Origin of the sequence: Robinsoniella sp. RHS (assembly GCF_001029355.1) — a bacterium.
Taxonomy (GTDB): domain Bacteria; phylum Bacillota; class Clostridia; order Lachnospirales; family Lachnospiraceae; genus Robinsoniella; species Robinsoniella peoriensis.
Map to the genome: position 1 here is coordinate 1 of NZ_JNGB01000052.1, position 14668 is coordinate 14668.

11 protein-coding genes are annotated in these 14668 nt (G+C 41.9%); 1 reads left to right on the forward strand and 10 read right to left on the reverse strand.

Annotated elements, in window-relative coordinates; translation table 11 throughout:
* Nucleotides 1-126 precede the first annotated feature (126 nt).
* The 5 genes from RHS_RS18825 to RHS_RS18845 are packed head-to-tail and all read right to left on the reverse strand — an operon-like array spanning nucleotide 127 to nucleotide 5165.
* Nucleotides 127-387, reverse strand: coding sequence for a DUF6171 family protein (locus tag RHS_RS18825; RefSeq protein ID WP_027293787.1), 261 nt, complete (start codon nucleotides 385-387; stop codon nucleotides 127-129).
* Nucleotides 388-1890 carry an alpha-N-arabinofuranosidase gene (locus RHS_RS18830; protein WP_047834042.1) on the reverse strand — a complete coding sequence of 501 codons (1503 nt, stop codon included), beginning with the start codon at nucleotides 1888-1890 and terminating at the stop codon, nucleotides 388-390.
* Nucleotides 1891-1947: 57 nt separating this feature from the next.
* Nucleotides 1948-2811 (reverse strand): carbohydrate ABC transporter permease, encoded by an 864-nt coding sequence (locus RHS_RS18835; RefSeq protein ID WP_395022962.1) that lies wholly within the window; start codon nucleotides 2809-2811, stop codon nucleotides 1948-1950.
* 1 nt (nucleotide 2812) lies between these two features.
* A complete protein-coding gene (locus RHS_RS18840) occupies nucleotides 2813-3712 on the reverse strand; it encodes a carbohydrate ABC transporter permease (RefSeq protein WP_047834043.1) in 900 nt (299 codons plus the stop codon).
* Nucleotides 3713-3752: 40 nt separating this feature from the next.
* Nucleotides 3753-5165 carry an extracellular solute-binding protein gene (locus RHS_RS18845; protein WP_047834044.1) on the reverse strand — a complete coding sequence of 471 codons (1413 nt, stop codon included), beginning with the start codon at nucleotides 5163-5165 and terminating at the stop codon, nucleotides 3753-3755.
* Nucleotides 5166-5552: 387 nt separating this feature from the next.
* On the opposite strand from RHS_RS18845, the gene RHS_RS18850 reads away from it, so the two are divergent.
* A complete protein-coding gene (locus tag RHS_RS18850) occupies nucleotides 5553-6479 on the forward strand; it encodes a transcriptional regulator (RefSeq protein ID WP_047834045.1) in 927 nt (308 codons plus the stop codon).
* Nucleotides 6480-6579: 100 nt separating this feature from the next.
* Here the strand turns inward: RHS_RS18850 and RHS_RS18855 are convergent, their stop codons facing one another.
* The 5 genes from RHS_RS18855 to RHS_RS18875 all read right to left on the reverse strand — a co-directional run bounded on the left by RHS_RS18855 (nucleotide 6580) and on the right by RHS_RS18875 (nucleotide 14617).
* Nucleotides 6580-9141 (reverse strand): transglutaminase domain-containing protein, encoded by a 2562-nt coding sequence (locus RHS_RS18855; protein ID WP_047834046.1) that lies wholly within the window; start codon nucleotides 9139-9141, stop codon nucleotides 6580-6582.
* 1 nt (nucleotide 9142) lies between these two features.
* Nucleotides 9143-10567 carry a M17 family metallopeptidase gene (locus RHS_RS18860; RefSeq protein WP_047834047.1) on the reverse strand — a complete coding sequence of 475 codons (1425 nt, stop codon included), beginning with the start codon at nucleotides 10565-10567 and terminating at the stop codon, nucleotides 9143-9145.
* Nucleotides 10568-10771: 204 nt separating this feature from the next.
* Nucleotides 10772-12766: a beta-galactosidase trimerization domain-containing protein gene (locus RHS_RS18865; protein WP_047834048.1), complete on the reverse strand. Its 1995-nt coding sequence runs from the start codon at nucleotides 12764-12766 to the stop codon at nucleotides 10772-10774.
* A 107-nt stretch (nucleotides 12767-12873) separates the two neighbouring features.
* Entirely contained in the window at nucleotides 12874-13725 is an 852-nt protein-coding gene (locus tag RHS_RS18870; RefSeq protein WP_044292913.1) for a carbohydrate ABC transporter permease, read from the reverse strand.
* A 10-nt stretch (nucleotides 13726-13735) separates the two neighbouring features.
* Nucleotides 13736-14617, reverse strand: a complete 882-nt coding sequence (locus RHS_RS18875; RefSeq protein ID WP_044289315.1) for a carbohydrate ABC transporter permease — start codon at nucleotides 14615-14617, stop codon at nucleotides 13736-13738.
* Nucleotides 14618-14668: the final 51 nt, after the last annotated feature.

The following is a 14668-nucleotide window of genomic DNA, read 5'->3' on the forward strand; positions in this document are numbered from 1 at the left end:
GGCACGCCCCAGGTGTTCTATAAAAGATCCATAAATCCGCTTATCAATCTTAGATATCTTAAAATCTTTGTCTATTACCATTTTTGCATACTTTTTACCAGTCATTTCCTACTCCTTTTCTCCTAGTCACCATTCTGGAGTTGTGTGGGGGCAGCCATTTTTTTCAATGACTGCTCTCATTTCCACAAAACATCCGCATATTCTGCACATTCCATTTATCAGGCTGTCACACGCTTTACATTTATCAAGGCGTTCCCGATACTTATTTTCTTCTGTTTTAACATCTTCATCCAGCCGGCTGATGTAATCATAGAGATTTTGATAATAAACGCTCTCCGGCATTTCTTTCAAGAGGCATTTTTTACATACTCTCTGGCTTTGATTCATTTATTCCACCTCAATATGAACTACGCTGCACGGCGGGATTACAAAAGATATGCCCTGACCGGTAATCTGAATATCATCAAAGTTCTGAACCTTAACTGTTTCCGGCTCATCAAACGTATTCATAGCATGCATCTCATTTACCAGAATTTTGCCCACTGCCTTTTCCACGCTGCGCCCTGCGATGATGGTATCAATCTGATAAGCTTCTTCTATGGATAAGTTGGTTATGGTAAGATGCATCTTGCCATTCTTATCTTCCGATACCGATTCTGTAAGATTTGGTACCAGGAACTCTTCTTCCAGTCCGATCTGGTCCGTATCTATATGGCTTTCCAGAAGCACTGCATCCTGATGGCACTGATACATATGGAACACATGGTAGGTAGGTGTCTTTACCATACGTGGTCCTTCGGTTAAAATCACAGACTGCAGTACATTTACTAACTGGGCGATATTTGCCATACGGACACGTTTGGAATATTTGTTGAAAATATTCAGATTAATACCGGCTACCAGAGCATCCCGCATGGTGTTCTGCTGATAGAGGAATCCTGGGTTTGTTCCCGGCATGGCATTGAACCAGGTTCCCCATTCATCTACAATGAGTCCGATCTTCTCATCCGGGTCATATTGATCCATAATTGCACTGTGGCGTTTGATCAGGGTCTCCATATAAAGGGTTTTAGAGAGTGTCTTATACCAGGCCTTTTCATCGAAATCCGTTGCACTGCCCTTATCTTCCCATCCCTCAGGGTGGGTGTAATAGTGGAGGGACAGTCCGTCCATAAAACCATGCTGGAAAGGCTGGGAATGACGGAAACAGGTTTTTAATACTTCCTGCGTCCATTCATAGTCATCCACGTTTGGCCCGCAGGCAATCTTGTAGATTTTCTTATCCTGTTTGTAATCCCGGACGTATGTCTGATATCTTCTATATTCATTGGCATAATATTCCGGAGTCATATTACCTCCGCAGCCCCAGTTTTCATTGCCTACTCCGAAGAATTCTACATCCCAGGACTCTTCTCTTCCATTCTTTTTTCTGAGTTCCGCCATTGGTGAGACACCGTCAAAGGTGAGATATTCCACCCATTCAGACATTTCTCTTACCGAACCGCTTCCTACATTTCCATTGACATACGCTTCACAGCCCAACTGGCGGCACAGTTCCATAAATTCATGGGTTCCAAAGCTATTGTCTTCTACCACGCCTCCCCAATGTGTATTGATCATTTTCTTTCTATTTTCCTTTGGTCCAATACCGTCCTGCCAGTGGTATTCATCGGCAAAGCAGCCTCCCGGCCAGCGCAAGACCGGTATCTTCATATCTTTCAGCGCTTCTACCACATCGCTGCGCATTCCGTTCCTATTGGGTATCTGTGAGTCCTCTCCCACATAGAGACCCTCATAAATACACCTTCCCAAATGTTCTGAAAAATGACCGTAAATTTCCTTATGTATTTTACTTTTTTTCTGCTGCGCATCAATGAAAAGTCTTGCCATCTTAATTTTCCTCCAAAATTCTTAAATTATTTTTTTCATTTATCCCACACCGCTTCATTATCCTTTGACTGCTCCCGCCGTCATTCCATCAATAAAATACCTTTGAAAACATAAAAATAGTACAAATATTGGCAGAATAGAAAACATAGAACCTGCAATTAACAGGTCATAATTATTTCCATAAGGAGTCAAAAGCGTATTTAAACCGATGGGCAAAGTAAATTTATCAGCATCACGAAATACCAGCAGGGGCCAGAGCATGTTATTCCAGGAACCCATGGCGCATAATATTGACATTGCCGCAAAAGCCGGCTTCGTGATTGGCATCATTATTTTAATACTGATTCCATACTCCGTTGCCCCGTCTATTCTGCCTGCATCCAGCAGTTCTTTCGGCAGCCCGCTCATGTACTGCCGGAAAAAGAAGATCGTTGACGCAGCACAAAGTCCCGGAAGAATCGCCCCCGCACGGCTGTTAATCAGTTTCAGGTCTATGATCTCCTGATACAGCGGAAGCATCAGGATTTCAAAAGGTACCATCATTGTTGCAATTACCAGGAAAAACAGTAAATTCTGCAGTTTATACTGATACATCGTCAGCCCGTATGCTACAAAATAACAGATCAGAAGTGTCAGTACAACTGTCAGAACCGTAAGCACCATACTGTTTTTAAACCATAAGAAATAACTGTGATTCCCGGTAAACAAGTATTTGTAATTATTCAGGCTCATGGCGGAAAAATCCACATTCAGACTCATTCCATACCTTATCAGATCCTTACCTGGACGATATGATGCTATAAACGAAATAAGCAGCGGGGCTACTACAACTAAACTTACAATCGCAAAGATTCCGGTATTGACTGCTGCCAGGATCTTCTGGTTTCTGCTCATGGATGAACGCTCTTTTCTTTTACCCATCTTACCGTTCCTCCTTTTTAAAAGTCCCATTCATAACCAGTTGGAATATATTGATAATCAAGGCTATCAGAAGAAGCACCAATCCTACGGCAGATGCATACCCCAGCTGGTTCTTCTCAATACCGCGCCGATACAGGTACCCTACAATCGTAAGTCCGATATTTTTGGGTGACGAATTCCCATTCCATAGCATAAAGCTTTCCAGGAACATGGATAATCCTGCATAAATACTGATTGTCAATACATAGATACTGGTGGGCTTCAAAAGCGGAACCGTTACAAAACGGAATTTCTGCCATTTTGTTGCTCCATCGATATCTGCCGACTCGTAAAGAGCTGTGTCTATATTTTTAAGCCCTGCTATAAAATACAGTGTATTCACACCGGTCCATCTCCAGCATGCCAGCACAAGTAATGCCAACATGCCTGTTGTGGATTCTTTCAGCCATTTCAGAGGGCCTGCTCCAAACAGTCCGATCAGCTGATTCATGGCGGACCCATTCAATTCGCTGAACATCAGCCGGAAGATAGTACCTGCTACCACTACTGAGGTAAGGGCCGGGAGATATAAAATTGCTTTCCAAAGTCCCTTTGCTTTTGTCAGGCGGCTGTCCATCATTACCGCATACAGCATGGGAAAAGGGATCAGTAATGCAATGGTGAACAGCGTATATTTTGCGCTGTTCCAGACAGCCGTATGAAATGCAGCATCTTTTATTAGCTTGGTATAATTGGCTGTCCCTATCCATTCCACCTGCCCCGGCAGGACCGACTGGAAACTCATCTTAACCGTACTGAACAAAGGATAGATCCAGAATACCAGGAAGCTTAAAATAAACGGAAGAACAAACACATAAGGTGCAATTTTCTGGGAATAAAATATTTTTTTCAATTTACTCACGGTATTTCCCTCCTTTAACCAATTTTAGCATCTGCACTCATTACTGTTCCAGGGAAACATTATCCTGCGCTTCCTGCAGCGCCTCTGTAACATCCTGCCGGTCTTCTAAAATTGCATTTAAGGTGGTATTATTAAATACTTCGCCAATAGTCGGGGTAATCGTAACTACTTTTACAATGCCGATCTCATCTTTAATCTCATTTAAAGTATCAAATGGATTTGTCTTGAAATAGGAAATATATTTATTTGATGTATCTTCTGTTATGGATTTATCTGTCCATATTTTCGTATTACAGGTATCAAAGCCCAGGTCTTCCCAGATTTTCTTTTCTCCTTCTTCCGACAATTTCGCCCATGCCAGAAATTCTGCTGCCAGGTCTGCACTTTCACACTGATTGGTTACAACCGTTCCTGTTCCGCCGATGCCCACAGATCTGTTCTGTCCTTCTTCATATACCGGGCAGGGTGCAATCGCCCAGGTATCTGTCATTTCCGGCATATAATTCAGGAATCTGGACATAAACCACATTGCTTTTGGGAATGAAGCAATATTTCCATCTGCCACATTGGCATACCCTTCCTCCATATCTACATGGCCGCCCGGCGATACCATGGCAATTCCTTCATCCAGCCAGTCCTGCTGCATGGTAAGCATCTTGTTCACAGAATCAATGGTTACGTCTGCTGTGCCCTGTTCATCTGTCCAGTCCTCGCCATATTCCGCCATAGACAGGGACAGCCAGTCCGTACCTGCCGTATCCACAGATGTCATCCTGACTTTACCTTCAGACGCTTCTGCTAACTTCTTCCCTGCCTGTGTGTAATCATCCCAGGTTTTAATCTGCGTATAGTCTATACCATACTGATCCAGGATCTTTGTGTTATAGAACATTACCGTTGCCCCAACATGGGTAGGCACTCCGTAATTTTTCCCATCTTTACTGTAAAGGTCAATACGTGACTGTACGATATCTTTTGTATAAGGTTCCATAAAACTATTCAGTTCTTTAAACTGTACTTCCCCCTGCAGAAAATTGGGGAATTGTCCAACTTCCACATCGCATAAATCAGGTGCACCTTCGCCTGACTGTAATGCCAGGGTAAGCTTATTATGCATATCTGCAAATGGATATGTAGTAAATGTAACTTCAATGGTCTTATCCGGATTTTCTTCGTTCCACTTCTGCACCATATTTGAATAAAACTGTGAATGCATCTCTACAAATGTCCACATATCAAAATGCGTTCCATTGGCATCGCCGGTAGTTGTCACAACTTCTGTCTCAGAATCTGCTTCCTCCCCATTCGCATTTTCAGAAGAAGCATCCTCCTTAGAGCTTGTATTGGTCCCTTCCGTTCCCGAAGCCGAACTGCTCTCCTTACCTCCACACCCGGTAAGCATAGTAACTGCCATAGACACACACAATAAAGTACTAATTAATTTTCTTCTCATTTTCGTTCCTCCCTGAATAAACTCACTTAGAAAATAACTCACATAAGGTTACATTTACCAAGCAAAAAAGGTCATCAACCCACACATCACAGCACTGCTTCAACAATCATCAAAACTATTTTCTGCCGGCCGGCATTTAGTATATATTCATCATATGTATTTTGTGCAATTTGTATATTTTTAATGACTTTTTATTCGCTTCGTAACTAAACTATACATTTTAATCCATATCTTGTCAAGTTATTTTTAAATTAATTTAGTTTATCTTAAACTCTTTGATTTTGTTGTGTGTTCCTTCTGCTTCCGCATTCGTTATTGTATTTTCCTCCAAATAGCGCTATAATAATTCTCAATACGACCAAAAAGGTTTTACGAAAGGAACACCCTATGCGTTATCTCAAAGACATCGACAGCGGCCTGCCGCTTTTTAAAGCCCTTGGTTCCGATATCCGGATCTCTATTTTAAATCTGTTGTTGGATGAAGGCCCTATGAATATGAACATACTCGCCGGACGGGTAAATATCACAAACGGTGCCCTGACCAGCCATATTAAGAAGCTGGAAGACTGCGGTCTGGTGAAAATAACCAGCGAAGGTGATGGACACGGCAATCAGAAGGTCTGCTCTGCTCATATCGGACAGATACTTTTTTCTCTGACTCAGGAACCTGTTATCCAGAACGAATCTATTGCGGAATTGAAAGTCGGGCAATATTCCGATTTTTCCATTTATCCCACCTGCGGCATCTCCACACCTGCTTCTCTGATCGGTGATGTGGATGATCCCAGATTCTTCGTTCATCAACAGCGTTTTGACGCTGATATCCTCTGGCTCGGAAAAGGCTATGTGGAATATATTCTGCCTAATGTACTGCCTGCGTCACAGCGAATTGATGAAATTGATATCTCTCTGGAAATCAGCTCCGAAGCCCCGGGAAGCAACAGTATCTGGCCATCCGATATTCATTTTTATATTAATGAAACCTTTGTGGGTTATTGGACCAGCCCTGGAGACTATGCAGACCGCCCGGGTCATTTTACGCCAGGCTGGTGGTTTCCGAATTGGAATCAATATGGCCTTTTAAAGAACCTGATCATAAATAAAAACGGCACCTTTATGGATGATTTGAAAATCTCAGATGTCACGATTGATGATTTTGCTTTTACCGACCGGGACATGATCCGGTTCAGACTGGGCGTTCCGGATACCGCCAGGCATGTAGGCGGAATGACTATATTTGGCAGCTCCTTCGGGGATTATAACCAGGATATCCGCTTTAAGGTCCGCTATTCACCACTGAAAGACGAGGCTTAAATACAAAAAAACAATAGGATTACACGAAAAAACGGGCGTATTGTCATCAGCAATACGCCCGTTCCCCGTTCTATCTTTAATTACCGGACTTTCCTCATATCTATTTCAATATTCTAAGCAGCATGTCTCCGGTTCCAACATTATAGCCGCTGGTTGCATATACTCCGTTTAAGCCGGGATTTGTCACAATAATTAGCGGTAACTTATCCGGGTCTACATACATCCTTCTTCCCAGTGTATTTACATTTTCAGCAAAGCTGTCATAATAAATCTGAACATCCTTCAGAGATGCCAGCGTTCTGGATAAGGTAGGATCCTGCAGTGATTTTTCTTCCTTTACTACAAAGATAATCTGTCCGTCAATGCTGTTAAATTCCTCTTTCCGTTCATATAATTCATTTAAAATATGTTCGGTAGGCTCTTTGCTCTCTTCCATCCAGATAATCAGGTTCTTTTTATTCTGCAAGATTTCAGAAGCCATGATCTCGCTTCTGTCTTTTCTGTGAAGTATAAAATCATTAATCTCGATATTTTCCAGCATATCGGATAATTTTGCCTCGCGCAGGGAAAGAACTAATTCTTTCTTTTCTCCCTGGTCCAATGAGAAACAATACGTTTTTGCAAAAATATTTCCGTTTGGCAGACGGTTTGAGGTTACAATGCGGTAAACTCCTGTCTCTAATGGAACGGTCATACCATCCTTCCACACTTCTGCCGCCAGGTTCAAAGTCTGATAATCACCATTTTTTAATACTGCAAGAGTCCAGTTCTGGAAATATACCCATTTTGTACTGTCGCCGGATGCCAGACTGAGTGTACAATCTTTTTTCGCATTTTCCAAGATGGGACAGAATGCTCCTTCTTTATAATACTCCATGGCAAGATCCGCAGGATTTAACCTTGCCGCTATGCCCAGTGTACGGCAGACTGCAACAAAAAGAATCTTTTTGGACTGGGTGCTGCCTGTCTTCAGCATCAGACATCCCACCGGTGAAGTTGTCAGGCTGTCATATTCTCTGTCTTTCTTTTCCCCAACGGCTGCTTCAATATAATCCCAGATACGGGATGGTTCTGCAATAAATGCCTGTTTTTGATCCTCTGTAAAATATCCAAGGATGGACTCACGGTATTTGGTAAGGGGTTCCATATGCACTCTGGGGTTTAAAATGTAACGAACAAAAATGTCATGGGGTACATGTTCGGCATAAGCCTTGCTTTCTCTTAGATGCTCTTCCAGTACGTCACTTTTCAAATCACGGTAATCTTTTTTTGTCAATACGTAGAGCAGTTCTTTTCTAAGATCCATTTCTTCGGAAGCAGACAAAAATTTTACTACTTCCTTAAAATTGCCCCTGCTTTCTTTTAGAATCTCATCAATCCCGCTTCCATATGAGCTGCTGATCTCATTTGCTTCTGCCGCCTGATAGAAGGATGCCGCCTTTTTCTGTCTGAGGGCTGCGGCCTCTGCGAAACGTACCTCTCCTCTTTCCTTTTGCTCTTTTGCCGGCTGCTTCGTGTTAATTCTGGCATCTTTAGGGGCAATCACGTCAAAATCCTGCCAGCCGTCCATAACCGGCGGCATGCATCCGGCTTTGACATCTGTAAGGTGATCTTCTTCCAGTACAGCATCAAAAGATACAGAACACTCCTTTTCTTTATCCACATCCACTAAGATCTCTGCAAATACCCCATCTTTTATCACATGCAGATGACAGCTTCCAAGTCCTGTACAAAATCCCGCCTGCCCCTTTTCATCTGTTACGATTGAAGCGATGGGAGCAAATTCGGAATAGTTTAAAATCTCAAATTTTACAAGTGCTCCCGGCACCGGCCTGCCATTACGGTCTGTAACGTGTACCGTCAGTTTTTCTGTGAGCGCATAACGCTTAAGCTGACCCAGCACGGTTACCATGCCATCCTTCTGGATCACTTCTTCCTCTGCCCCTATGAAATCAAACCATCTGGAATGAATCAGCATGGCCCTGGATGACGCATTGGTAAACCAGCCTTTGTCCAGAATTTCTTCCGGTTCACACGCACCAATAAAATGCCATTCACCATCGCACCATACTTCTACCCAGGCATGATTATCATCACAATGGGACCATTTGGGAGCATAGACCTGACGCGCAGGAATCCCCACACTTCGCAGTGCACTTGTGGTAAATGTAGATTCTTCCCCACATCTGCCAAACGCACTTTTATACACAGTCATAGGTGATACGGTACGGTCATCCGTAGTCTGGTATGTAGCTTCTTCGGCACACCAGTAATTTACTTCCAGGGCCGCTTCCTCCATACTTTTCCCCTCTATCCGTTTAGACAACTGTGAATAGAAAAAGCTTCTGCAAGGAGAAATATCCTCTTCATTTATACGGTGATAAACTACATAATTTAAGAAGATGTCCTCTGGAACTTTTCCGGCAAACGGGCCCTTTTCCCACAGTAACACGCCCTGTTTCGCATAATCTGAAAAGTCCTCAAAAGTGTAATTTCCAAGATCACTAAGGGGCATAGCTGCATATAAATATTTCATCAGAATTGTCTCATGTTCGGAGCATTCGTTAAACTTCTCAATGATTTTTCCATAAATCTCCGGATATGCCGCTGCTGCATCTGCAAATCCTTTTTCAATCCGTTCTTCGCATTTTATTGAAAACATTTTAATTTTCCTTTCTGTCTAATAAATAATAAAGGGATGTAACTCCTGCACCGGTTGCACCTTTTGACTGAAACTCAAAAAGTGGGCTGTCTACCCAGGCAGTACCTGCGATATCCAGATGAATCCACGGTTTTTCCTCCGCGAACGCTTTTATAAATAACGCTGCCGTAATGGTACCGCAATGGCTTTCTCCCATATTTTTGATATCTGCAATTTTACTCTCAATCATTCGTTCCTGCTCTTCATAGACAGGCAGCCGCCAATAGCGTTCTCCTGATATCTGATATGCCTCTTTAAAGTCTGCGAAAAGGTCATCGTTATCACATACAACTCCCGCTGTAGAGAATCCAAACATATTTACAACCGCTCCCGTAAGTGTGGCAATATCTAAAACCCGGGTCACATTTTCATTTTTCACAGCATAGGCAACCGCGTCCGCCAATATCAGGCGCCCCTCTGCATCCGTGTTACATATCTCTATTGTCTTTCCAGCATAAGAAGATATCACATCTCCCGGAACAAGGCTTCCTGGAGCAATCCGGTTCTCACACATTGGAATGAGACCAATTACATTTGTTTTAACCTTATTTTTTGCCAGCGCCAGTACCGCACCTGCAACGGCTGCGCCCCCTGCCATATCGCCTTTGATTCCAAGCATGGAATTAGCAGGCTTTAAGCAATATCCGCCCGTATCACAGGTAACTCCTTTTCCAACCAGGGCAGTTATTTCTTTACTGTCCGGAGCTGCAAGATATCGGAATATTAAAAAGCAGGGTTCATTGGAGCTGCTCTCACCAACTGCCAGCAGACCTTTCATTCCAAGCTTTTTCAATTGCTCATAGCTGATAAGTTCGCAGACAGCACCACTACTTTCCATCTTTTTACTGATCTCTGCAGCGAAATCCAAGGGCTTAAAATGATTGCCGGGCATGTTAACCATATCTCTTGCCCATACTACTGATTCCCCGATATGAATCCCTGCCTCAAGCTCTTTTTTTGCCGGCTCTAACTCGGCTTGTGCTATTCCGGTTAAATATACTTTCCATTCTTTCTTTTCTTTCTCTCCAAAAAAAGGTCCTTCGTAAGCTCCCATAAGGATTCCCTCCGCTGCTTCACGAACGGCAAAGGTTCCCTTTTTTTCTATGAAGTCCGATACATCTATGGAAAACTCATAGATATTGTGCTGCTTCATCTCTTTTACTGCCTTGGCTGTAACCTCTTTGATCTCCTTACTGCTACACTCATTATCACCTAAACCGATGAATAAATCAATCCGTTCATTTGAATTTTTCATAAAGCAGGATTGAAGATATTCACCCTGGAAAAGTCTTTTTACATATTCCGGGCATTTCGTGCGGCTCCATGCCTCTTTATTTATAAAATTCACCTGAAAAGTCTCGCTGCTGTTCACAACTGCTTCTATCATAATCACACCTCACCTGACGTACTGTTGACGGCGGGCATTCCTTTCTCTGTTTTTATTTAGGACTCCATAAAGAGCAGGATGCTTGAGATCTCTCCTGGCATCCTGCTCTTTGATATTAATCGTGTTTTCCCGTTTTATTAAAATTGATAATATTCGGAAATAGACAAGTGTTTATTGAGGATTCAAGCTATATGGACTACTGGATTAATACTGGATACTAATCATGTTATGTCCTTTCACTTCCTGCAAAGTAAAAGTAATATACTGTCCTTCCTGTTTAAAGGAAATGGCATTGTTCTCCGGTACCAGAGACACGGATTTAACTTCTTTGTCTCCTGCATAAAGCTTCATTGTAATCATATACAGCGGGATGATATCTTCTACCGTATAGATATCTTCGGAACGTTTTTCAGTAATATAATGTAATAAATGAAGAATATCACGGTTTTCTGCTTCCTGGTGATTCAGTGATGATATCAGTGTGGATGGTCCATCATGGTTTACCAGCTTATTCTCTAATAATAAATCCAGCGCATCTTTCACCATCAGTTTGCACCATCTTGCCGCATTCTTGCGATATAGATGGAAGATCGGATGTGAAAAATAAATGGCATTTCCATTTCTCGTCACAGCCGGATAACCTGCTTTTCCGGATGACGGAGCATGCTGATGGGAACAGAAAGTCTTGCCAATACGGTCAAAATAAGGTTCTATTTTATCCATTAACACTTCGGCTCCTGCCGCTTCCACATCAAATCCTCTTAAATACATAACAAATTCTTCTTTTGGAAGATCTTTGCCAATTACTTCATTCGGCATGACAAATTCACGGTAAAACTTAGATTCTCCTAAATATTTCACACCATAAATATTTTCACTTCCATCCTTTGGAATACAGGAATCAAAAGAACCAATTACTTTTCCGCCTTTTGCAATATAATCTTTCATCACCTTTTCCAAATCCGCATTGTAATAGATACAATCCGGTAAGATGACAACTTTATACTGATCCATAGGCATCTGACTGTCAATGATGTCAAACTGGTAGGACAATTCCTGAAGCATACGTACCGTACCAATCAGAGATGGTGAAATTCCCAGATCGTATTCTTCTTCCGGATAGAACTCTTCCGGTGTAAGCACTGCTATTTCTGCTACGGATGACGCACTGCGGCAATATGGTTCTTTTTCCTTAACGCTGCCATAAACCTGCCCGATCAGGTCATAGGCACCCGGGGATAATTTCCCATTTGGATGCAGCTGGTCACCTATAGAACAGCCTGCGCCCATTGCCAGCATGCTAAAGCATTCTAACTCCAGCGCCGCACGGTTTTTCAGAGAGTGGAAATCTCCCCAGTAAGTATGAAATTTACCGGTCATTCCGATCATCTCTTTTCCAAGGTTTCTTGCATATCGGCTGGTTGCCGGGAAATGGTCATATCCCCACCCGCCGCTTGGCAATGACTCCAGCTCTAAATGGCTGTAGTCCTTGAAACTGTCCTTATAAGCAGGACCTACATGGGAACTGTTATAAAATATACTTGCTTTCGGCGCTCTTTCACGGATGAATGCTGAAATTTCAGACTTGAATTCTTCCAGCATATGTATGGAATAACGAAGGCGCATCGCCTTGCTTTCCACATCTACGTGAAGTTCTTCCATCTTCTTAACACAGTGCTCACATTTACAATCAACCTGGAAAAGTATATCCATGAAGATACCATCCACATTATCTGCCCCTACCACATCAATCATATCTTCCAAATGTTCCTTGAAGAATTCACGATATCCGCTGTTCAGGCAGATGGTATGGTAAAAATGAGGTGCCGGTACGTGCTGGGTATCGATATATTCACCATTCTCATCCACAGCAAGCCATTCCGGATGTTCTCTCATAATACGTCCATCCCACTGTGCAGTTGTATAGATCGGTACTTTGATGCCTTTTTCATGGCAGGCTTCAATCTGCTCTAATAACAGGTTGTGGTTCGTAAGTTCCGGATGGATTAATTCCGGAAATTTCTTAGATGGATAATAGAGCCATCCATGGTGGCATCTTGCAAAACAGGTAATAGAATCTACATTTGCTTTCACTAAGGTGTCTGCAAATTCTTCTTTATTGAAGTCTTTTCCTACTTCTGGTATATATTCACTGGTATGGAAGTCTAAATGAATTTGTCTGTATCTGATATTTCCCACGTACCATTCCTCCTGATGTTTTCCGCCCTTATTTCGTTTGTAAAAAACTGCCCGGGCATATATTTAAAATTATATCTGATTATTCAGCCAATAGCAATTATCAATTCTTATTCTTTTACTGCTCCTGCTGACAAACCGCTCTCTACTTTTTCCTGGAATAACAGGTATAATACAAGCGGTACTACTACTGTTATAACAATTGCAGCCATTAAAAGACCATGTTCACTTCCACGTTCTCCGTTGAAGTTCAGCAACCCTAAGGCAATTGGTTTTAATTTTTTATCATTGATGAACAACAGAGGGAATAAAATGTTGTTCCATGCACCCAGGAAGTTGAAAATGGAAATTGTGGACAAAGCCGGTACCGATAATGGAAGCATAACTTTGCGGTATATCTGGAAATAAGTAGCACCATCAATTAATGCTGCTTCTTCAAGGGATTTATTAACCCCTTTCATAAAGTTTGAAGTTACAATTATACTGAATGGAAGGTTGAACGCAACATAGATCATAATCAGTGCCGGTATATTATTTTTCAGATTTAAAGCTCCGATAATATAGGAAACCGGAACAAGGACCGTATGCACCGGTATCATCATACCTACCATAAAGAATACACTTAAAAATCCATTTATTTTGAAATCAAATCTGGAAAGCATAAAAGCTGCCATAGATGCCACAATTGCTAACACGATAACCGTAGCACCTGCCTGAATGATACTGTTCATGAAATACTGGCCCATGTTGGCACCGTTCCATGCATCTACGTAGTTTTTCCACTGAAATACTTCCGGAAGCGCAAACGGCTTGGAGAAGATTTCTACTTTCGTTTTTACAGAAGACAACAAGGTGAAAACCATTGGCATTGCAAACATTACCGCATTCGCAATCAGGAATAAATACATTACCACGGTACCCACTGTTATTTTTTTACGTTCTTTTTTCACTTTGTTTTTCATGGTATACCTCCTAGTTCTCTTTGCTGCTCATAAGTTTATTACTGATTAAAGTACCACCCAGACAGATGACCAGTATGATAATACCGATTGCACTGCCAAGTCCGTAATGACTGTATTTGAATGCCTCGTTGTACATAAGCGTTGTCGGCAGATTGGTAAGTCCGTTTGGTCCTCCGCCGGTCATCGCAAATACCAGGTCGAATACTTTTACAGATCCGATGATATCCAGTAAGATACACATAGAAATAGTTGGTTTCATCATTGGTACTGTGATTTTAAAGAACTGCTGTACTTTTGTAGCACCGTCTATGGATGCCGCTTCATACAGGTCTTCCGGTATTGTAGTCAGCCCTGCAAGTAAAATTACCATGAAATATCCAACACCCGCCCAGATATTAACGAATACGATTACGTTCATTGCAGATGCAGGGTTAACCAGCCAAGGGGTAACCAGATCGGAAAGTCCGATTACTTTTAATAATGCATTGAATGATCCTGTTGGCATAAATACAAAATACCACATCAGACCTACTGCAGTTAACGGAAATACTGTCGGTACAAAGAATAATGCCTTAAACACACGGTATCCTTTGCATTTCGTGTTAATTGCAACAGCCATTAAAAGAGCGATTGGTGTATGGAAAATAACACTGAATACTACCATCTTTAACATGTTTTTCAACGCTAATATAAAGTCGGGATTCTTAAATGCATTTGCATAGTTCTGGAATCCTACGAACTTCAGCTCTGATCCTGCAATTCCGCTCCATTCAATAAAGGAAAAATACACTGCTCCGATTAATGGAATAATCTGAAACAGAAGGTATATCACTAATGCAGGAACGATAAATAGAAAGATATAAAATTTGGTCTTCTTACTTTTTAGTTTCATTCGTATCTTTGTCCTCCTTTTAGACAAAAAATTTCACAATTCAATTTAAAG